The sequence below is a fragment of the Rhodoferax sp. LS1P39 genome, from assembly GCF_056521425.1.
This window is the reverse complement of record NZ_JBWMAV010000002.1, coordinates 266,812-286,055: the sequence shown is the minus strand read 5'-3', so window position 1 is coordinate 286,055 and position 19,244 is coordinate 266,812. Positions and strand designations below refer to the sequence as shown.

Annotated in this window: 19 protein-coding genes and 1 tRNA gene; 18 read left to right on the top strand and 2 right to left on the bottom strand. The window is 61.1% G+C overall.

The window, feature by feature from the left end; genetic code table 11:
* Nucleotides 1-3: 3 nt before the first annotated feature.
* On the bottom strand, nt 4-747 hold the full coding sequence (locus AC097O_RS04690; protein WP_479591700.1) for a tetratricopeptide repeat protein: 744 nt from the start codon (nt 745-747) through the stop codon (nt 4-6).
* A 58-nt stretch (nt 748-805) separates the two neighbouring features.
* Between AC097O_RS04690 and guaD the strand changes: the two genes are divergently transcribed.
* The 7 genes from guaD (at nt 806) to gsiD (ending at nt 8,997) form a co-directional block, all read left to right on the top strand.
* Entirely contained in the window at nt 806-2,089 is a 1,284-nt protein-coding gene (guaD, locus tag AC097O_RS04685; protein WP_479591699.1) for a guanine deaminase, read from the top strand.
* 98 nt (nt 2,090-2,187) lie between these two features.
* Nucleotides 2,188-2,754: a dCTP deaminase gene (dcd, locus tag AC097O_RS04680; protein WP_295956959.1), complete on the top strand. Its 567-nt coding sequence runs from the start codon at nt 2,188-2,190 to the stop codon at nt 2,752-2,754.
* 75 nt (nt 2,755-2,829) lie between these two features.
* A complete protein-coding gene (locus AC097O_RS04675) occupies nt 2,830-3,702 on the top strand; it encodes a class II glutamine amidotransferase (protein WP_479589253.1) in 873 nt (290 codons plus the stop codon).
* Nucleotides 3,699-5,555 carry a dipeptide ABC transporter ATP-binding protein gene (locus AC097O_RS04670; RefSeq protein ID WP_479591698.1) on the top strand — a complete coding sequence of 619 codons (1,857 nt, stop codon included), beginning with the start codon at nt 3,699-3,701 and terminating at the stop codon, nt 5,553-5,555. The genes AC097O_RS04675 and AC097O_RS04670 overlap by 4 nt, the downstream gene beginning before the upstream one ends.
* 62 nt (nt 5,556-5,617) lie before the next feature.
* Nucleotides 5,618-7,162: a glutathione ABC transporter substrate-binding protein GsiB gene (gene gsiB, locus AC097O_RS04665; protein WP_479591697.1), complete on the top strand. Its 1,545-nt coding sequence runs from the start codon at nt 5,618-5,620 to the stop codon at nt 7,160-7,162.
* A gap of 12 nt (nt 7,163-7,174) precedes the next feature.
* Nucleotides 7,175-8,095, top strand: coding sequence for a glutathione ABC transporter permease GsiC (gene gsiC, locus AC097O_RS04660; protein WP_479591696.1), 921 nt, complete (start codon nt 7,175-7,177; stop codon nt 8,093-8,095).
* 41 nt (nt 8,096-8,136) lie between these two features.
* Nucleotides 8,137-8,997: a glutathione ABC transporter permease GsiD gene (gsiD, locus tag AC097O_RS04655; RefSeq protein ID WP_479591695.1), complete on the top strand. Its 861-nt coding sequence runs from the start codon at nt 8,137-8,139 to the stop codon at nt 8,995-8,997.
* A 65-nt stretch (nt 8,998-9,062) separates the two neighbouring features.
* Here the strand turns inward: gsiD and AC097O_RS04650 are convergent, their stop codons facing one another.
* Nucleotides 9,063-10,277 carry an adenylate/guanylate cyclase domain-containing protein gene (locus AC097O_RS04650; protein WP_479591694.1) on the bottom strand — a complete coding sequence of 405 codons (1,215 nt, stop codon included), beginning with the start codon at nt 10,275-10,277 and terminating at the stop codon, nt 9,063-9,065.
* 148 nt (nt 10,278-10,425) lie between these two features.
* Here AC097O_RS04650 and ypfJ point away from each other — a divergent pair, with 148 nt between their 5' ends.
* The 11 genes from ypfJ (at nt 10,426) to AC097O_RS04595 (ending at nt 19,238) form a co-directional block, all read left to right on the top strand.
* Entirely contained in the window at nt 10,426-11,304 is an 879-nt protein-coding gene (gene ypfJ / locus AC097O_RS04645) for a KPN_02809 family neutral zinc metallopeptidase (protein ID WP_479591693.1), read from the top strand.
* Between the two features lie 104 nt (nt 11,305-11,408).
* Nucleotides 11,409-11,675: a 30S ribosomal protein S15 gene (rpsO, locus tag AC097O_RS04640; protein WP_315203918.1), complete on the top strand. Its 267-nt coding sequence runs from the start codon at nt 11,409-11,411 to the stop codon at nt 11,673-11,675.
* Between the two features lie 218 nt (nt 11,676-11,893).
* A complete protein-coding gene (gene pnp / locus AC097O_RS04635; RefSeq protein ID WP_315185677.1) occupies nt 11,894-14,014 on the top strand; it encodes a polyribonucleotide nucleotidyltransferase in 2,121 nt (706 codons plus the stop codon).
* A gap of 56 nt (nt 14,015-14,070) precedes the next feature.
* Nucleotides 14,071-15,063, top strand: a complete 993-nt coding sequence (locus AC097O_RS04630; protein WP_479591692.1) for an NAD(P)H-quinone oxidoreductase — start codon at nt 14,071-14,073, stop codon at nt 15,061-15,063.
* 4 nt (nt 15,064-15,067) lie between these two features.
* On the top strand, nt 15,068-15,811 hold the full coding sequence (gene tpiA / locus AC097O_RS04625) for a triose-phosphate isomerase (RefSeq protein WP_479591691.1): 744 nt from the start codon (nt 15,068-15,070) through the stop codon (nt 15,809-15,811).
* A 50-nt stretch (nt 15,812-15,861) separates the two neighbouring features.
* Complete coding sequence (secG, locus tag AC097O_RS04620; protein ID WP_479591690.1) at nt 15,862-16,260, top strand: preprotein translocase subunit SecG; 399 nt, start codon at nt 15,862-15,864, stop codon at nt 16,258-16,260.
* 115 nt (nt 16,261-16,375) lie between these two features.
* Nucleotides 16,376-16,460, top strand: a tRNA-Leu gene (locus AC097O_RS04615).
* 59 nt (nt 16,461-16,519) lie between these two features.
* The gene (locus AC097O_RS04610) at nt 16,520-16,879 is read left to right on the top strand and encodes an NADH-quinone oxidoreductase subunit A (RefSeq protein WP_479591689.1); all 360 of its coding nucleotides are present in this window, start codon (nt 16,520-16,522) and stop codon (nt 16,877-16,879) included.
* 4 nt (nt 16,880-16,883) lie between these two features.
* Nucleotides 16,884-17,360: a NuoB/complex I 20 kDa subunit family protein gene (locus tag AC097O_RS04605; RefSeq protein ID WP_295956930.1), complete on the top strand. Its 477-nt coding sequence runs from the start codon at nt 16,884-16,886 to the stop codon at nt 17,358-17,360.
* A gap of 1 nt (nt 17,361) precedes the next feature.
* The gene (locus AC097O_RS04600) at nt 17,362-17,970 is read left to right on the top strand and encodes an NADH-quinone oxidoreductase subunit C (RefSeq protein WP_479591688.1); all 609 of its coding nucleotides are present in this window, start codon (nt 17,362-17,364) and stop codon (nt 17,968-17,970) included.
* 14 nt (nt 17,971-17,984) lie between these two features.
* The gene (locus AC097O_RS04595) at nt 17,985-19,238 is read left to right on the top strand and encodes an NADH-quinone oxidoreductase subunit D (RefSeq protein WP_479591687.1); all 1,254 of its coding nucleotides are present in this window, start codon (nt 17,985-17,987) and stop codon (nt 19,236-19,238) included.
* Nucleotides 19,239-19,244: the final 6 nt, after the last annotated feature.

Genomic DNA, 19,244 nt, shown 5'->3' with positions numbered 1-19,244 from the left:
TGTTTAGACTTTGACTTTTGCCAGCATCTGCTGGCCCACGCGTCGAAACTCGGGGTGGCCCGACTCCAGCAGCACCGTGCCCACCTTACGCAGATACGCCGGGGTGGCGGTCAGCGGCACCTTGTTCAGCCATTCCAGCGCTTCCGGCAGCCGACCGCGTGCGGCCAGCATGCCTGCATAGTTGAACTGGCCGCGAAAGTCGCCGCCCTGGGCACCTTCCTGGTAGCAGAAGAAGGCGGCCTCGGCGTCTTTCTCCACCACCAGCCCGTCCTCGTAGTAGCGGCCCATCTTGGTCATGGATTTGGCGTGGCCCAGGTCGGCGGCCTGGCGGTAGAGCTGCAGCGCGGCGGCGTGGTCTTGCGGCACACTTTTGCCCTCGGCGAGCTGGTTGGCCAGGTTGTACAGCCCGGCATCCAGGCCCAGGCTGGCGGCTTTTTTGTACCAGGCCACGGCGGCAAACAGGTCGATGGGCGCGCCCCAGCCGTTTTCCAGGCAGCGCCCGGCCATGTTCATGCCCATGGCGTGGCTTTGTGCTGCGGCCTGCAAAAACCAGTGCAGGGCCTGGGCCGGGTTGCGTTCCATGCCGTGGCCGTCCAGCAGCCACTGGCCCAGCACGGCTTGCGCGTCGGCATTGCCCTGGGCGGCGGCGGTTTGTACCCAGGGCAGGGCCTGCGCGGGCGGGCTGGCCAGCACGGTGGTCCACTCGGCTTGGGTGGCGGAGGAGGAGATGGGGGGCAGGGCGGTCATGGGCAGTACAGATGAGACAAATGAGAAATGGTCCGAATTATGCGTAAGCTATGGCTCTATGAAAGCTTACCGCGCCGCCATCCTCCGTTTTGCCCCCGACCAGTCGGCCATTTTTGAAGAAGATGGCCTGCTGGTGACCGGCCCTGATGCGTCGGGCACCCGGCGGGTGCAGGCCGTGGGGCCGTACCGCACGCTGGGGCCCAAATACCCAGGCCTGCCGGTCGAGCACCTGCCGGGCCGCATCCTGGCACCGGGTTTTGTGGACATGCACATCCACTACCCGCAGACCGACATCATCGGCGCACCCGCCGACGGCCTGCTGCCCTGGCTGGAGAACTATACATTTCCTGCAGAAAAACAGTTCTCTGCGCCAGTCCATGCTGCGGAAGTAGCTAGTTTTTTTATAGCAGAGCTGCTGCGCAACGGTGTGACCACGGCGCTGGCCTTTGCCACCTCGCACCCGGCCTCCGTCAACGCCTTGTTTGCCGAGGCGCAAAAAAACCATATGCGCCTGATCACCGGCAAGGTGCTGCAAGACCAGAATTCGCCCGACGGTGTGCGCGACGACACCGAGCAAAGCCTGCTCGACACCGAGGCACTGATCCAGCGCTGGCACGGCGTGGACCGCCTGGGCTACGCCATCACCCCGCGCTTTGTACCCACCAGCACACCCGCCCAGTTGCGCGGAGCGGGAGAGCTGGCCGCCAAGTACCCCGATGTGTGGGTGCAGTCCCACGTAGCCGAAAACCTGGGCGAGATCGCCTGGGTGCGCGAGCTCTACCCCGACGCGCGCAGCTACCTCAGCGTGTACGAAGACTTTGGCCTGCTGCGTCCGCGCGCGGTGTACGCCCACTGCATCCACTTTGACGATGCCGACCGTGCCCTGATGCGCGACACCGGCACCGTGGCCGCCATCAGCCCGACCAGCAACCTGTTTCTGGGCAGCGGCTTTTTTGACTACGAGGGCGCAGACCGCATCGGCTTTGGCTACGGCCTGGCCAGCGATGTGGGCGGCGGCACCAGCTTCAGCCCCTTCCACACCATGCGCGCGGCCTATTACGTGGGGCGCGAGGGGCAAACCAAACCCGGCCTGTCGCTGAATCCGCAAAATCTGTGGTGGCAGCACACGGCGGGCGCGGCGCAGGCGCTGGGCCTGGGCGGCGTGGTGGGCAACCTGGCGGTGGGCTGCGAGGCCGACTTTCTGGTGCTGAACCCGCAGGCCACGCCCTTGCTGGCGCGCAAGACGGCGCGGGCGCAGAGCCTGGACGAGCTGTTGTTTGGCCTGATCATCCTGGCCGACGACCGGGCGGTGGAGCGCACGGTGATCTCCCAAGCCAAATAGACCGTTAGCGCATGTAACGCATGTGCATATAGCTATTACTTTGGTAGCGATGGGCATGTCTGCGCGGTACAATCGCGGCCAACCTCAGAGACTGCCCAATGACTATCAAAAGCGACAAGTGGATTCGCCGCATGGCCGAGCAAACCGGGATGATCGAGCCGTTTGAGCCCGGCCAGATCCGCGAACGCGACGGCAACAAGATCATCAGCTACGGCACCAGCAGCTACGGCTACGACATCCGCTGCGCGCCCGAATTCAAGGTGTTCACCAACATCCACAGCACCGTAGTCGATCCGAAAAACTTCGACGAAAAAAGCTTTGTGGATTTCTCGGGCGACAGCTGCATCATCCCGCCCAACAGCTTTGCGCTGGCCCGCACGGTGGAGTACTTTCGCATTCCGCGCAATGTGCTGACCATTTGCCTGGGCAAAAGCACCTACGCCCGCTGCGGCATCATCGTCAACGTCACGCCGTTCGAGCCCGAGTGGGAAGGCTACGTGACCCTGGAATTCAGCAACACCACGCCGCTGCCAGCCAAGATTTACGCCGGCGAGGGCTGTGCCCAGGTGCTGTTCTTTGAAAGCGACGAGGTCTGCGAGGTCAGCTACAAAGACCGTGGCGGCAAATACCAGGGCCAGGTGGGCGTGACTTTGCCCCGAGCCTAAACCAGGTATCAGCCGGGATAACAGCCGCAAAGGCCTGATTCTTGCAACTGCGCAGGGCGACTCCAAGGAAATACCATGTGCCAAATGCTCGCCATGAACTGCAACAGTAGCGCCAGCATCAACTTCTCGTTTGCCGGTTTTTCGGCCCGCGGTGGGCAGACCGGTGAGCATGCCGACGGCTGGGGCATTGCCTTCCACGAGCGCACCGGCTGCCGGGTGTTCATCGACGATGGCCGCGCCAGCGACTCGGCCCTGGCCGACTTTGTGCGCAGCTACCCGATCAAGTCCAAGTCGGTGCTGGCGCACATCCGCAAAGCCACCCAGGGCGCGGTGACTTTGTCCAACTGCCACCCGTTCCAGCGCGAATGGCTGGGCCAGCACTGGGTGTTCTGCCACAACGGCGACCTCAAAAACTACCACCCCAACCTGCGCGGCAACTACCTGCCGGTGGGCACCACCGACAGCGAAAAAGCCTTTTGCTGGATGCTGCAAGAGCTGCGTAGCGCGTTCAAAGGGGCCTGCCCGCCCAGCTGGAAACAGGTGGCCCCGGTGCTGGCCGAGCTGTCGCGCCGCATCGCCAGCCACGGCACCTTCAACTTCCTACTGTCCAATGGCGAGGCCATGTACGCGCATTGCTCCACCAAGCTCAGCTGGGTATCGCGCCAGCACCCGTTCCAGACCGCCCGGCTGATCGACTGCGACATGACGCTCGATTTGCGCCAGGCCAACAGCGAAAGCGACCGCATGGTGCTGGTCGCCACCGAGCCCCTCACCGCCGACGAGCCTTGGGACAGCTTTGCCCCGGGCGAGCTCAAGGTGTTTGTCGAAGGTGCCCAGGTCTGGAGCAGTACCAGCCTGCCGCCTAAGCCCGCCAAGCCCGTCAAAACGGCCCGGGCGGTACGGGTCCAACCCGTCGCCGTGCGCGCCAGCTTAGGGGCACCCGCGTGAGTGCTGCCGCAGGGGCGGGCGGTCGCCGGGTGCTGGATGTGCAGCACTTGAGCGTGCGGTTTGAAACCAAGGAGCGCGTGGTAGATGCCGTGCGCGACCTGTCGTTCCACGTCAACGCGGGCGAAACGCTGGCCATCGTGGGCGAGTCGGGCTCGGGCAAGTCGGTATCGTCCCTGGCGCTGATGCGGCTGGTGGAAAACGGTGGCGGGCGCATCACCAGCGGCAGTATGCAGTTCCACCGGCGCGACGGCAGCCGCCTGGACCTGGCCCAGGCCAGCCCGGCCACTATGCGCGGCATCCGCGGGGCCGAAATGGCCATGGTGTTCCAGGAGCCCATGACTTCGCTGAACCCGGTGTTTCCCGTGGGCGAGCAGATTGCCGAATCCATCCGTCTGCACCAGCGGCTGGGCCGTGCCGCCGCCCTGGCCGAGGCCCTGCGCATGCTGGAGCTGGTGCGTATCCCCGAGGCGAAGAATGTGCTGGGCCGGTTTCCGCACCAGCTCTCGGGCGGCATGCGCCAGCGGGTAATGATTGCCATGGCCCTGGCCTGCAAGCCCCGCCTGCTGATCGCCGACGAGCCCACCACCGCACTGGACGTGACCATCCAGGCCCAGGTGCTGTCGCTCATCCGCCTGCTGCAAAGCGAGATGCAGATGGGCGTGGTCTTTATCACCCACGACATGGGCGTGGTGGCCGAGATGGCCGACCGCGTGCTGGTCATGCTGCGCGGCGACAAGGTCGAAGAAAACGACTGTGCCCGGCTGTTTGCCGCTCCCCAGCACCCCTACACCCGCGCGCTGCTGGCGGCCGTGCCCACACTGGGCGCCATGCGTGGCACCGACAGCCCGGCCAAGTTTCCCTTGCTCGACGCACCCCATGCGGTGGTTTGGCCGGAGCGCGATACCGTCCAAAACGGCATGCCGCCGGTACTGGGTGTGCAGGGTTTGACCACCCGCTTTCCGGTGCGCACCGGACTGCTGGGCCGTGTGACCCGGCAGGTGTGCGCGGTGGAGCAGGTCAGCTTCAGCCTGCTACGCGGCGAGACTCTGGCCCTGGTGGGTGAGTCAGGTTGCGGCAAGTCCACCACCGGGCGCTCGCTGGCGCGGCTGGTCGAATTCAATGCAGGCAGTGTGCATGTGGCCGGGCGCACCGTCGCCACGATGAAAGGCCGCCGCCTGCAGGCCATGCGCCGCGACGTGCAGTTTATTTTCCAGGATCCGTTTGCCTCGCTGGACCCGCGTCTGACGGTAGGCTTTGCCATCATGGAGCCGCTGCTGGTGCACGGCGTGGCCACGGGCGCAGAGGCAGAAAAGCGCGTGGCCGACCTGCTTTACCGGGTGGGCCTGCCCGCCAACGCCGCACAGCGCTACCCACACGAGTTCTCGGGCGGGCAGCGCCAGCGGATTGCCATTGCCCGCGCGCTGGCGCTGAACCCCAAGGTGGTGATTGCCGACGAGGCGGTGTCGGCGCTGGATGTGTCCATCCGCGCGCAGATCGTCAACCTGATGCTGGACCTGCAGCGCGAGTTCGGCATTGCTTTTCTATTCATTTCGCACGACATGGCGGTTGTGGAGCGCATCAGCCACCGGGTGGCGGTGATGTACCTGGGCCAGATTGTCGAGATCGGCCCGCGCCGCGCAGTGTTCGAGAACCCGCAGCACGCCTACACCCGCCGCCTGATGGCCGCCGTGCCGGTGGCCGACCCGGCGCGCCGCCACAATAAGCGCGAACTCCTTACGGGCGAGATTCCCAGCCCGATCCGCGCCTTGAATGACCTGCCGCAGGTGGCCCCGCTGGTCGAGGTAGGCCCTGGCCACTTCGTGGCGCGGCATGCGGTGGGTGGAATTTATTAGTTTTTGGCTTCCCTTTTGGCTTTATGTCCATCGGGATTTTTTGTAACCCTGGAGTTTTCAGCATGCAACACGCTTTGTCCCCATTGACCCAATTGTCTGCTGCGCTTGCCGTGGCGGCAGCACTTGCTTCGCCCGCATTTGCAGCCAAAAACGCCGTGATCGCGGTGGATTCGACCTTTACTACCCTGGACCCGTATGACGCCAACGACACCTTGTCGCAAGCCGTGGCCAAGTCGTTCTACCAGGGGCTGCTGGGCTTTGACAAAAGCATGAAGATGGTGCCGGTGCTGGCCGAGAGCTACAAGGCCAGCAAAGACGGCCTGAACTACACCTTTGTGCTCAAAAAAGGCATCAAATTCCAGGACGGCACCGACTTCAACGCCGAAGCCGTCAAGGCCAACTTTGACCGGGTGACCAACCCCGACAACAAGCTCAAGCGCTACACCCTGTACAAGAACATCGCCAAGACCGAGGTGCTGGATGCCAACACGGTGCGGATTGTGCTCAAGGAGCCGTTCTCGCCCTTCATCAATTCGCTGGCCCACCCCTCGGCGGTGATGATTTCGCCCGCAGCCATCGCCAAGTACGGCAAGGCCATTGGCCAGAATCCGGTAGGCACCGGCCCCTTCAAGTTTGTCGAATGGAAGCAGACCGACTTTGTGAAGGGCGAGAAATTTGACGGCTACTGGCGCAAGGGCTACCCCAAGGTGGACAGCATCACCTGGCGCCCAGTGGTCGATAACAACTCGCGTAGCGCCATCATCCAGACCGGTGAGGCCCACTTCACCTACCCGGTGCCGCCCGAGCAGGTCGAGCTGCTCAAGGCCAAGCCCAATCTGGAGATCACGGTATCGCCGTCCATCGTGCACCGCTTTGTGACGCTTAACACCCAGCACAAGCCGTTTGACAACCAGAAGGTGCGCGAAGCCCTGAACTACGCCATCAACAAAGACGCGCTGATCAAGGTGGTGTACGGCGGCTACGCCATCCCCGCCGAAGGCGTGATCCCCAAGGACGTGCAGTTCTCCACCAAGCTGGGCCCCTGGCCGTACAACCCGGTCAAGGCCCGCGAACTGCTGAAAGAGGCGGGCTACCCCAACGGCTTTGAGAGCACGCTGTGGTCGGCCTTTACCGACTCCACCTCGCTCAAGGCCATCCAGTTCATCCAGCAGCAGCTGCGCGTGGTGGGGGTGAACCTGCAGGTGCTGGCCCTGGAGGCAGGGCAGCGGGCAGAGCGCGTTGAAAGCGCGCCTGATGCCGCCACCGCCCCGGTGCGCATGTACTACGTGGGCTGGTCGGCCTCTACCGGCGAGGCCGACTGGGCCATCCGTCCGCTGCTGGCGGCAGAGTCGTTCCCGCCCAAGTCGTTCAACGTGGCCTACTACAAGAACGATGCGGTGGAAGCCGGTATCGCCAAAGCACTGGTCACCACCGATCCGGCCATCAAGGCGCAGATTTACGCCGACGTGCAGCAGCGCGTGTGGAAAGACGCGCCCTGGATCAACCTGGCCACGCTGCAACTGGTGTCGGCACGCGCCAAGAACTTCAGCGGGTTTTACGTGATGCCCGACCGCTCGTTCAACTTTGACGAAATCGAACTGAAGTAAACCCCGGCCCGCATGCTCAACTACATCCTCAAGCGGCTGCTGGGCCTGCTGCCCACGCTTTTGATCGTGGCGGGGCTGGTGTTCCTGTTCGTCCACCTGCTGCCGGGCGACCCGGCGCGGCTGGCCGCCGGGCCGGAGGCGGACTTTGAAACCGTGCAGACCATCCGCCGCGACCTGGGGCTGGACTTGCCCTTGCACCAGCAGTTCTGGCGTTTCATCAGCAACGCAGCGCAGGGGGATTTTGGCCATTCGCTGCGCAGCAAACGCCCGGTGTCCACCGAGATTGCCGAACGCTTCATGCCCACTTTTTGGCTCACCGTGGCGGCCATGGGCTGGTCGGTGCTGCTGGGGCTGGTGATTGGCACGGTGTCGGCCGTGTGGCGTAACCGCTGGCCCGACCGCCTGGGCATGACGCTGGCCATTACCGGCATTTCGTTCCCGTCGTTTGCGCTGGGGATGGTGTTGATGCAGGTGTTCTCGGTGTATCTGGGCTGGCTGCCCACGGTGGGCGCAGACACCTGGAAGCATTACGTGCTGCCCTCGCTCACGCTGGGCGCGGGTGTGGCGGCGGTGATGGCGCGGTTCACCCGCTCGTCCTTCATCGACATTTTGAAAGAAGACTACGTGCGCACCGCCCGCGCCAAGGGATTGGGCGAGTTTGTGGTGGTGGTCAAGCACGGCCTGCGCAACGCGCTGATCCCGGTGGTCACCATGATGGGCCTGCAGTTCGGCTTTTTGCTGGGCGGCTCCATCGTGGTGGAGAAGGTGTTCAACTGGCCGGGCATGGGTCGTTTGCTGGTGGACGCGGTGGAGATGCGCGACTTTCCGGTGATCCAGGCCGAGGTGCTGCTGTTTTCGCTGGAATTCATCCTGATCAACCTGGCGGTCGATGTGCTGTACGCAGTGATCAATCCGGCCATTCGCTATAAATAAAAGAGCTTGTCATGCCCGTTTCATCAGCGCTAGAGCCTCATTTGACCAAGGATCGCGTGCGCACACCCTGGAGCGAGTTCTGGCGCAAGTTCAAGGGCCAGTACGTGGCCCTGGTGGCCGGGCTGTTCGTGCTGTTGCTGGTGGTGGTGGCGTTGGCGGCCCCGTGGCTGGTGCCCTTCGATGCCGAGAATTTCTTTGACTACGACGCGCTGAACGCCACGCCCTCAAGCACTCACTGGTTTGGTGTGGATGCCCTGGGCCGCGACATCTTCAGCCGCATCCTGATGGGCGCGCGTATCTCGCTGGCCGCTGGCTTTATCTCGGTAGCGGTGGGGGCGGTGATCGGCACGGTGCTGGGCCTGTTGGCAGGCTACTACGAAGGCTGGTGGGACCGCATCGTGATGCGCATCTCCGACGTGCTGTTTGCCTTTCCGGGCATTTTGCTGGCTATTGGCATCGTGGCCATTCTGGGCAACGGCATGGTCAATGTGATTTTGGCGGTGGCGGTGTTCAGCGTACCGGCCTTTGCGCGGCTGGTGCGTGGCAACACCCTGGTGGTGAAGAACCTGACCTACATCGAAGCCGTGCGCTCGATTGGCGCGTCCGACTGGACCATCCTTTCCCGGCACATCTTTCCGGCCACCATCTCGTCGGTGGTGGTGTACTTCACCATGCGCATCGGCACCTCCATCATCACCGCCGCCAGCCTGTCCTTCCTGGGCCTGGGCGCGCAGCCACCTACGCCCGAGTGGGGCGCGATGCTGAACGAGGCCCGCGCCGACATGATGAGCGCGCCGCATATCGCGCTGTTCCCCAGCCTGGCGATCTTTTTCACCGTGCTGGCGTTCAACCTGCTGGGCGACGGCCTGCGCGACGCGCTCGACCCCAAGCTGGATAACTGATTTAGTGCCTTTCAGGCCTCCAGCGCTTATGGAGTAGGCGCGAGCAGCTACTTTTTAGATAGCAATCACTGGGGAGCTGCCTGGATGCTGTCGATCACCTTTTGCAGGTCGGCTACGGCCCGGCTGCGGTTTTCGTCGCTGAGCTTGTCCAGGTCTACCGACAGGCGCAGGCCGGGGTAGCGCTGGTTCAGGGTGTCGGGCGGCGCGTCGGGGGCGTGGATGTCGCGCAGCACAAAGCAGCGGATTTCGCGCGACACGCCCTTGGCGGCCAGCGGCTCGCGCTCGTGCGCGTCAAATTCTTCTTTCACCAGGGCGTAGGTCTCGTACGACATGATGATGCCGTCGGGTTCGCCGTTTTGCTCCAGCCGGGCGGCCAGGTTCACCTCGCTGCCGATCACGGTGTAGTCCATGCGCTGGTCGCTGCCAAAGTTGCCCACGTGGCAAAAGCCGGTGTTGATGCCGATGCGGATCTGGAACGGCTGGCGGTCGCCCTTGTCGCGCCAGATTTCGCGCAGCTGGTGCATGCGCCGCTGCATCGCCACGGCCATGCGCACGCACTGCAGTGCATCTTCCTGCACGCCGCGGGTTTCGGGGTCGCCAAAGAAGATGAGGATGGCGTCGCCGACGAATTTGTCGATGGTGGCACCAAACTCCAGCGCGATCTTCGACATCTCGGAGAAGTAGCTGTTCAAAAAGTAGGTCAGGTCCTCGGGCTGCATGCCCTCGGAGGTGCGGGTGAAGTCCTTGATGTCCGAGAAAAAGATCGTCAGCTTCTTGCGCACCGCCTGGATGGACACGTCCTGGTCGCCCTCGAAAATCGACTTGTACACCTGGGGCGAGAGGTAGCGCGAGAGCTTGTTGGACAGCGAATGCAGCATGGCCGTGCGCACGTTCAGGGCAATGTGGTTGTGCACCCGGGCCAGCAGGATCGGCGGGCAAATTGGTTTGGTGATGTAGTCCACCGCGCCCAGCTCAAAGCCTTTTTCTTCGGCTTCGTCGTCGGACTTGGCGGTGAGAAAGATCACCGGAATGTCGCGCGTGGCCGGGTTGGCCTTGAGGCGGCGGCAGACCTCGTAGCCATCGATCTGCGGCATCATGATGTCGAGCAGGATCAGGTCCGGTGGCGTGCTGGAGGCGGCCACGGCCAGCCCTTTTTCGCCGTGGTTGACCACCTTGACGCGATAGGTGTCCTTGAGCAGCGCCGCCATCAGCGTCAGGTTGTCGGCAGTGTCATCCACCACCAGCACGGTGGGTTTTTCGGCGAAGCCCAACATTTTCATACAGTGTCTTCCGAGAGCCAGACTGTCCGCATACAACACGCGGGTCCAAGGCGCTGAGAATCGTACACCGACCGCCAAGTCAAATGTGACATTTTGTGTACATTCCAGGCGCTGTACCATCCCGGTCTTGACCACTGGGAGTATGGCTATGAAATGGGAAGGCAATCGGGAATCCAGCAACGTGGAAGACCGGCGCGGCGGCGGGGAGGGCGGCTCTGGCGGCGGCATGCTGGGCGGGCGCAGCATCGGTATTGGCACCATCGTGGTGGCGTTGGTGGGGGGCTGGATTTTTGGCATCAACCCCATGACCATCATCAGCCTGATGAGCGGCGGCAGTGCGCCCCAGATACAGCAGCAAGGGCCCGCACAGCGGCCGCCCAAGGACGACCAGCTGGCCAAGTTTGTCTCTACCGTGCTGGCCGATACCGAAGATGTCTGGAAGGATGTGTTCGCCAAGGCGGGCGGTACCTACCAGGAGCCCGCTCTGGTGCTGTTTCGTGGCGCGACCCGCACGGCGTGCGGCCAGGGGCAGGCGGCGATGGGGCCGTTTTACTGCCCGGGTGACCAGAAGGTCTATATCGACCTGGGTTTTTATGAAACACTTAAAAACCAGCTGGGTGCGCCGGGCGAGTTTGCCCAGGCCTACGTGATTGCCCATGAAGTCGGCCACCACGTGCAAAACCTGATGGGCATCAGCGAAAAAGTCGAAGGCATGCGCGCCCGGGTCAGCCAAACCCAGTACAACGCCTTGAGCGTGCGCCTGGAGTTGCAGGCCGACTGTTTTGCCGGCCTATGGACCAAGCACGCGCAGAACGCCCGTCAGATTCTGGAAAACGGCGATATAGAGTCGGCCATGAACGCCGCCGCCAAGATTGGCGACGACGCTTTGCAGCGCTCCAGCGGCGGCGAAGTGGTGCCCGACAGCTTCACCCACGGCACCAGCGCGCAGCGCCAACGTTGGTTCAATACGGGTTACCAGACCGGTGTGGTGAAGTCCTGCGACACCTTCAGTGCCCGGCAAATCTGAGGCCTGCGCCGTTCCGGGCTATAATTTCAAGGCTTTGCATACGGCAGAGCGCACGTTGACTGAAATTCCATCTATCAACGCAAGTCACTTTTAACGGATAAAACATGATCGCATCCTCTATCAAGGCCGAAGTCGTCAAGGCCAACGCGCGCAGCGCCACCGACACCGGCAGCCCAGAAGTGCAAGTTGCACTGCTGACCGCCCGTATCAACGAACTCACCCCCCACTTCAAACTGCACGCCAAGGACCACCACGGCCGCCGCGGTCTGCTGCGTATGGTGAGCCGTCGCCGCAAGCTGTTGGACTACCTGAACTCCAAAGACCACGAGCGTTATGTCGCTCTGATCGCGAAACTCGGCCTGCGTAAGTAATCCCAGTTCCCAATGCACAAGCGCCTGAGTTAGTTCACTAGCTCAGGCGTTTTTGTTTGTTTTTTCGTTGAGAGGCGATTTACCCCGTACGCGCTGTGTCATTCCATAAACCACCCGGTGGCGGTTTATGGAATGGCATCGTATGGCCGAACCCTCTTTGTCCCCCGCCGGTCCCGTCGTGATGTCGATGGACTGCAAAACCTCCCAGGAGACTCCCTATGACTATGTTCAACAAAGTAAGCAAAACCTTCCAGTGGGGTGCCAACACCGTCACCATGGAAACCGGCGAAATGGCCCGCCAATCCACCGGCGCCGTGCTGCTGGACATGGACGGCACCGTGGTGCTGGCCACCGTGGTGGCCAAGACCGTTGGCAAGCCCGGCCAGGACTTTTTCCCGCTGACCGTCGATTACCTGGAAAAGACCTACGCTGCGGGCAAGATCCCCGGCAGCTTTTTCAAGCGCGAAGGCCGCCCCAGCGAATTTGAAACGCTGACCAGCCGCTTGATCGACCGCCCGATCCGCCCGCTGTTCCCCGAAGGTTTTTTCAACGAAGTGCATGTGGTCATCCACACCCTGTCGCTGAACCCCGAAGTCGATGCTGACATCGCCGCCCTGATCGCCACCAGCGCCGCCTTGTCGGTCAGCGGCATCCCGTTCAGCGGCCCCATTGGTGCCGCCCGCGTGGGTTACATCAACGGCGAATACGTGCTGAACCCTGGCCAGACCGCCCGCAAAGATTCCATCATGGACCTGGTGGTGGCCGGTACCGAAACCGCCGTGCTGATGGTGGAATCGGAAGCCCAGCAACTGTCCGAAGAGATCATGCTCGGCGGTGTGATGTTCGGCCACGAGCAAGGCGTGATCGCCATCAACGCTATCCATGAACTGGTGCGTGATGCAGGCAAGCCGGTCTGGGACTGGACCGCACCTGCCAAAGACGAGCCGCTGATCGCCAAGGTGGGCGAGTTGGCCCAAGAAAAACTGGTGGCTGCCTACCAGATCCGTAACAAGCAATCCCGTACCCAGGCTTGCCGTGCTGCTTACGCCGAAGTCATGGCTGCACTGAAGGCCGACGGCGCTGCGTTTGACAGCGTGGCGGTCGAAGGCATGCTGTTCGACATCGAAGCCAAGATTGTGCGCAGCCAGATTCTGGCCGGCGAGCCCCGTATTGACGGCCGCGACACCCGCACGGTGCGCGCCATCGAAATCCGCAACAGCGTGCTGCCCCGTACCCACGGCTCGGCCCTGTTTACCCGCGGCGAAACCCAGGCTCTGGTGGTTACCACCCTGGGCACCGAGCGCGATGCCCAGCGCATTGATGCACTGGCGGGCGAGTTTGAAGACCGCTTCATGCTGCACTACAACATGCCTCCGTTCGCCACCGGCGAAACCGGCCGCGTGGGCACCCCCAAGCGCCGCGAAATCGGCCACGGTCGTCTGGCCAAGCGCGCTTTGGTAGCAGTGTTGCCCAGCAAGGAAGACTTCCCCTACACCATGCGTGTGGTGTCGGAAATCACCGAATCGAATGGCTCCTCGTCGATGGCTTCGGTCTGCGGCGGCTGTCTGTCGTTGATGGACGCTGGCGTGCCCATGAAAGCCCATGTGGCCGGTATCGCCATGGGCCTGATCAAAGATGGCAACCGTTTCGCCGTGCTGACCGACATTCTGGGTGACGAAGACCACCTGGGTGATATGGACTTCAAGGTGGCCGGTACCACCAACGGTATTACCGCGCTGCAAATGGACATCAAAATCCAGGGCATCACCAAAGAGATCATGCAGGTTGCATTGGCCCAGGCCAAGGAAGCCCGCTTGCACATTCTCGACAAGATGATGGCAGCCATGTCCGAAGCCAAGACCGAAGTGTCCACCTTCGCGCCCCGCCTGTTCACCATGAAGATCAATCCGGACAAGATCCGTGACGTGATCGGCAAGGGCGGCGCGGTGATCCGTGCGCTGACCGAAGAAACCGGCACGCAGATCAACATCGAAGAAGACGGCACCATCACCATCGCGTCGAGCGATCCCGCCAAGGCTGAAGAAGCCAAGCGCCGCATCGAGCAGATCACCGCAGAAGTCGAAATTGGCAAGGTCTACGAAGGCCCGATCACCAAGATTCTGGACTTCGGCGCACTGGTTAACCTGTTGCCCGGTAAAGACGGCCTGCTGCACATCAGCCAGATCGCCCACGAGCGTGTGGAAAAGGTGACTGACTATCTGAGCGAAGGCCAGATCGTCAAGGTCAAGGTCATGGAAACGGACGAAAAAGGCCGTATCAAGCTGTCCATGAAGGCCTTGCTGGACCGCCCCGCGTACAACCCGGAAGCCCAGCGCTAATTCCAGTGTTCAGCGGGTGTGGCAACGCAGCCGTGGACATGGAATGCCACTCTTCTATGAAAGCCATCGAAATCACCGCGTACGGCGCGCCGGATGTGCTGCGTCTCGCAGAACGTCCCGTGCCCGTGCCGGGTGCGGGTGAGTTGCTGATCCGCGTGTCCGCCAGCGGTGTCAACCGGCCTGACGTATTGCAGCGAACCGGTAACTACCCCGTACCTGCGGGTGCTTCGGATATTCCCGGCCTGGAGGTGGCAGGCGTGGTGGTGTCTGGCGATGCCGATGCGATGGCGCAGGTAGGCTTGCAGATCGGCGACCGCGTCTGTGCGCTGGTAGCGGGTGGTGGCTATGCGCAAATGTGCGTGGCCCCGGTGGCGCAATGCCTGCCGGTTCCACTAGGTTTGAGCGACATCGAGGCGGCATCCCTGCCCGAGACCTTCTTTACGGTGTGGAGTAATGTGTTTGACCGGGCCCGCTTGCAACCAGGCGAAACCCTGTTGGTGCAAGGCGGCTCCAGTGGCATCGGCATCACGGCCATTCAGTTGGCCAAGGCCATGGGGGCCACGGTGCTGGTGACGGCGGGCAGCGATGCAAAATGCGTGGCCTGTCTGGCCCTGGGTGCGGACTACGCCATCAACTACAAGACCTACGACTTCGTGGAAGAGGTGCAGCGCATCACCCAGGGTGCTGGCGTGGACGTGGTACTGGACATGGTGGCGGGTAGCTATGTGGCCCGAGAGATCCAGTGCCTGGCAGAAGATGGTCGTCTGGTCATCATCGCCGTACAAGGCGGTGCCAAGAGCGAGATCCATGCCGGTCTAGTCCTACGCAAGCGCCTGACCATCACCGGATCGACCTTGCGTGTTCGCCCTGTGGCGTTCAAGGCGGCGATTGCGCAGGCTTTGCGGCAACAGGTGTGGCCCATGCTGGCCGATGCCCGCATCAAGCCGGTGGTTTGTCAGGTATTTGCCGCTGAAGAGGATGGGGCCGCCCAGGCGCATGCGCTGATGGAGTCGGGTGCAAACATTGGAAAAATCGTTTTGACATGGTGATGCTATGAAGAAAAAACTGATTGTTGGAAATTGGAAGATGAACGGCAGCCTGGCTGCAAACCAGGCTTTGTTGCAGTCTCTGCTGGCGGGTGTGGGCCAGCCCGCATGTGGCGTGGCTGTTTGCATTCCTGCGCCTTATTGGGCGCAAGCGCAGGTTTTGCTTGCATCGGGCGCTATCAACTTGGGAGCGCAAGATGTTTCACAGCATGCTGTGGGTGCATTCACTGGTGAAGTGTCCACGGCCATGCTGAAGGAATTTGGCGTGCGCTATGCCATCGTTGGCCATTCGGAGCGCCGGCAATACCATGGTGAAACCGATGCGGTCGTGGCCCTGAAAACCCAGACTGCCTTGGCAGCAGGTATCACGCCCATCGTTTGCGTGGGTGAAACCCTGGCAGAGCGCGAAGCGGGCAAAACCGAAGAAGTGGTGAAGCGCCAACTGGCGGCTGTGGTGCATACCAACGGCCACTGCATTAGCGAAATCGTGCTGGCCTACGAGCCAGTGTGGGCGATCGGTACAGGGCTGACGGCCACGCCCGAGCAAGCCCAGCAAGTGCATGCCTTGCTGCGTGCCCAGCTGCATGCAGCCACCAATCAGTCCGATCGGATCCAGATTTTGTACGGCGGCAGTATGAACGCGGCCAATGCGGCGCAACTGCTGGCCCAGGCGGATATCGACGGTGGCCTGGTCGGCGGCGCGTCGCTCAAAGCGGCAGACTTTTTGGCGATTGTGGCGGCGGCCCAGTAGGCCGGACACATCGCATTACACATTTTTGAGTTTGATTTAGGAGTATTGAGATGAATATTTTGTTGACCATCCTGCTGGCGGTCCAGATGCTGGCCGCGATCGGCATGATTGGCCTGATCCTGGTCCAGCACGGCAAGGGTGCCGACATGGGTGCGGCATTCGGTAGCGGCAGCTCGGGCAGCCTGTTCGGTGCTAGCGGAAGTGCCAATTTCCTGTCGCGTACTACCGGCATTTTGGCGGCGGTGTTTTTTGCGTGTACCTTGGCTTTGGCGTATTTCAATAGCGCGCGTACTGTCAGTTCCGGTAGTGTGCTGGAGCGTGCGGCTGTGACTGCACCTGAAGTTGCTGCCTCTGGTGCGGTCGGGCAGATCCCTGGCTCTACATCTGGTTCGGTGCCTGCTGCACCCGCAGTAGCAGCTTCCGGCGCGGGGCAGATTCCGACTAAATAATATGGGTTGAATTTCTTAGTCACCCTGAGAACGACAGGGTAATCGAGTAAAATTCATAGCTGTGCAGAAAGCCACAAACCGCAAGGTTCCTCATGCCATCTGTACAGAAAAAACCGCCGTCGTGGTGAAATTGGTAGACACGCTATCTTGAGGGGGTAGTGGCGAAAGCTGTGCGAGTTCGAGTCTCGCCGACGGCACCAACAAAAAGACCTGCTGAACCTGTGTTCGGCAGGTCATAAGCGGTGATCAGAACCTCAAGATGAACTTAGATCAGTACCTCCCAGTCCTTTTGTTCATCTTAGTCGGCATAGGTGTCGGCGTTGCACCGCAGGTGCTTGGCCATATATTCGGCCCCAACCGGCCCGACGCGGCAAAAAACTCCCCTTACGAATGTGGCTTTGAAGCATTCGAAGACGCGCGCATGAAATTTGATGTGCGCTACTACCTGGTGGCCATTCTTTTTATCTTGTTTGATCTGGAAATTGCGTTCCTTTTCCCTTGGGCGGTAGCGGTCAAGGAGGTGGGTATTGTGGGTTTCTGGGCTGTCATTATTTTTCTGGGAATTCTGGTTGTAGGCTTTGTCTACGAGTGGAAAAAAGGGGCCCTTGACTGGGAGTAGCACGATGATTGAAGGTGTTATGAAAGAAGGGTTTGTCACCACGTCTTACGACTCGGTGGTGAACTGGGCAAAGACGGGGTCGCTGTGGCCTATGACGTTTGGTTTGGCCTGCTGTGCGGTTGAAATGATGCATGCGGGTGCCGCGCGCTACGACATGGATCGCTTCGGCATGTTGTTCCGTCCCAGCCCACGCCAAAGCGATTTGATGATCGTGGCGGGTACGCTGTGCAACAAAATGGCACCTGCTTTGCGCAAGGTGTACGACCAGATGCCCGAGCCGCGCTGGGTGCTTTCCATGGGTTCGTGTGCCAATGGGGGTGGCTACTACCACTATAGTTATTCCGTGGTGCGCGGCTGCGACCGCATCGTGCCTGTGGATGTGTACGTGCCGGGCTGCCCGCCCACTGCAGAAGCGCTTTTGTATGGCGTGATCCAGTTGCAGCAAAAAATCCGTCGCACCAACACGATTGCGAGAGTCTGAGATGACTGTATTTGCTGTTCAACCCGAGGCTTTAAAAGACACCTTGGTTCAGATCCTCGGTGCCCAGGCAAGCCGTGTCGGCGTGGCTTTGGGTGAGGTAGAAGTGGTGGTGCGCGCGCCCGACTATCTGGCGGTGGCAACTCTGCTGCGTGATGCACCGGGCTGCAAGTTCGAGCAACTGATCGACCTGTGTGGCATGGATTATTCGTCGTTCCGGGATGGAGCTTACGAAGGCCCACGTTACGGCGTGGTGCTGCAGTTGCTGTCGGTCAGTCTGAACCAGCGTGTGCGGGTCAAGGTGCTGTGCCCTGACGATGATTTTCCGGTGGTGGATTCCATCAACGGGGTCTGGAATTCTGCTAACTGGTTTGAGCGCGAAGCATTTGATCTGTTTGGCATCATCTTCGAAGGTCACAATGATTTGCGACGCATCCTGACGGACTACGGGTTTATCGGTCATCCGTTTCGCAAAGATTTCCCTACATCGGGCCATGTCGAAATGCGCTATGACCCTGAGCAAAAACGCGTCGTCTACCAGCCTGTATCGATTGAACCGCGCGAAATTACACCCCGCATCATCCGGGAAGACAATTACGGGGGCCTGCATTAAGCGCAGGATGTCTCATGGCTGAAATCAAGAATTACACGCTCAATTTTGGGCCGCAGCACCCGGCCGCACACGGTGTCTTGCGCCTGGTGCTGGAGTTGGACGGCGAAGTGATCCAGCGGGCCGATCCGCATATTGGTTTACTGCACCGTGCCACCGAAAAGCTGGCTGAAACCAAAACCTTCATCCAGTCACTGCCGTACATGGACCGTCTGGACTATGTGTCCATGATGGCCAATGAGCAGGCTTATTGCCTCGCCATTGAAAAGATGATGGGTATCGAGGTGCCCGTGCGTGCCCAGTACATCCGCGTCATGTTTGCGGAAATCACCCGGCTGCTGAACCACTTGCTGTGGTTGGGTGCGCATGGGCTCGATTGTGGTGCCATGAATGTGCTGATCTATTGCTTCCGCGAGCGAGAAGATCTGTTTGATATGTACGAAGCGGTGAGCGGTGCACGCATGCATGCCGCCTACTTCCGTCCTGGTGGCGTGTACCGGGACCTGCCCGATACCATGCCGCAGTACAAGGTCAGCCGCATCAAGAATGCCAAGGCCATGGCACAGTTGAATGAAAACCGCCAAGGCAGCTTGTTGGATTTCATCGACGATTTCTCTGCGCGTTTCCCCAAGTGCGTAGACGAATACGAGACCTTGCTGACCGAAAACCGCATCTGGAAACAGCGCACCGTAGGCATTGCTGTGGTCACGCCCGAGCGGGCGCTCAATCTGGGTTTCACCGGTCCCATGCTGCGTGGCTCGGGTATTGCTTGGGACTTGCGCAAGAAGCAACCTTATGATGCCTATGACAAGATGGACTTCGATATTCCGGTAGGTAAAACCGGCGATTGCTACGACCGCTATCTGGTGCGTGTGCAAGAGATGCGTGAGTCCAATCGCATCATCAAGCAGTGTGTGGATTGGCTGCGCGTGAATCCCGGCCCCGTTATTACCGACAACCACAAAGTGGCGGCTCCCGCACGTGAATCGATGAAGGCGAACATGGAGGAGTTGATCCACCATTTCAAGCTTTTCACAGAGGGCTTCCACGTGCCACTGGGCGAGGCCTATGCGGCGGTCGAGCACCCCAAGGGTGAATTTGGTATCTACCTCGTCAGCGATGGTGCCAACAAGCCTTACCGCCTGAAAATTCGGGCTCCGGGTTTTGCACATTTGGCTGCGATGGACGAGCTGTCTCGCGGTCACATGATTGCGGATGCCGTTGCGGTGATCGGCACGATGGACATCGTGTTTGGCGAAATTGACCGGTAATGTGAG

Bases quoted from the DNA above. Each gene is read 5' to 3' on its own strand.
- AC097O_RS04690 (WP_479591700.1), bottom strand. From the start codon at position 747: ATGACCGCCCTGCCCCCCATCTCCTCCTCCGCCACCCAAGCCGAGTGG.
- guaD (WP_479591699.1), top strand. From the start codon at position 806: ATGAAAGCTTACCGCGCCGCCATCCTCCGTTTTGCCCCCGACCAGTCG.
- dcd (WP_295956959.1), top strand. From the start codon at position 2,188: ATGACTATCAAAAGCGACAAGTGGATTCGCCGCATGGCCGAGCAAACC.
- AC097O_RS04675 (WP_479589253.1), top strand. From the start codon at position 2,830: ATGTGCCAAATGCTCGCCATGAACTGCAACAGTAGCGCCAGCATCAAC.
- gsiB (WP_479591697.1), top strand. From the start codon at position 5,618: ATGCAACACGCTTTGTCCCCATTGACCCAATTGTCTGCTGCGCTTGCC.
- gsiC (WP_479591696.1), top strand. From the start codon at position 7,175: ATGCTCAACTACATCCTCAAGCGGCTGCTGGGCCTGCTGCCCACGCTT.
- AC097O_RS04650 (WP_479591694.1), bottom strand. From the start codon at position 10,277: ATGAAAATGTTGGGCTTCGCCGAAAAACCCACCGTGCTGGTGGTGGAT.
- ypfJ (WP_479591693.1), top strand. From the start codon at position 10,426: ATGAAATGGGAAGGCAATCGGGAATCCAGCAACGTGGAAGACCGGCGC.
- rpsO (WP_315203918.1), top strand. From the start codon at position 11,409: ATGATCGCATCCTCTATCAAGGCCGAAGTCGTCAAGGCCAACGCGCGC.
- pnp (WP_315185677.1), top strand. From the start codon at position 11,894: ATGACTATGTTCAACAAAGTAAGCAAAACCTTCCAGTGGGGTGCCAAC.
- AC097O_RS04630 (WP_479591692.1), top strand. From the start codon at position 14,071: ATGAAAGCCATCGAAATCACCGCGTACGGCGCGCCGGATGTGCTGCGT.
- tpiA (WP_479591691.1), top strand. From the start codon at position 15,068: ATGAAGAAAAAACTGATTGTTGGAAATTGGAAGATGAACGGCAGCCTG.
- secG (WP_479591690.1), top strand. From the start codon at position 15,862: ATGAATATTTTGTTGACCATCCTGCTGGCGGTCCAGATGCTGGCCGCG.
- AC097O_RS04610 (WP_479591689.1), top strand. From the start codon at position 16,520: ATGAACTTAGATCAGTACCTCCCAGTCCTTTTGTTCATCTTAGTCGGC.
- AC097O_RS04605 (WP_295956930.1), top strand. From the start codon at position 16,884: ATGATTGAAGGTGTTATGAAAGAAGGGTTTGTCACCACGTCTTACGAC.
- AC097O_RS04600 (WP_479591688.1), top strand. From the start codon at position 17,362: ATGACTGTATTTGCTGTTCAACCCGAGGCTTTAAAAGACACCTTGGTT.
- AC097O_RS04595 (WP_479591687.1), top strand. From the start codon at position 17,985: ATGGCTGAAATCAAGAATTACACGCTCAATTTTGGGCCGCAGCACCCG.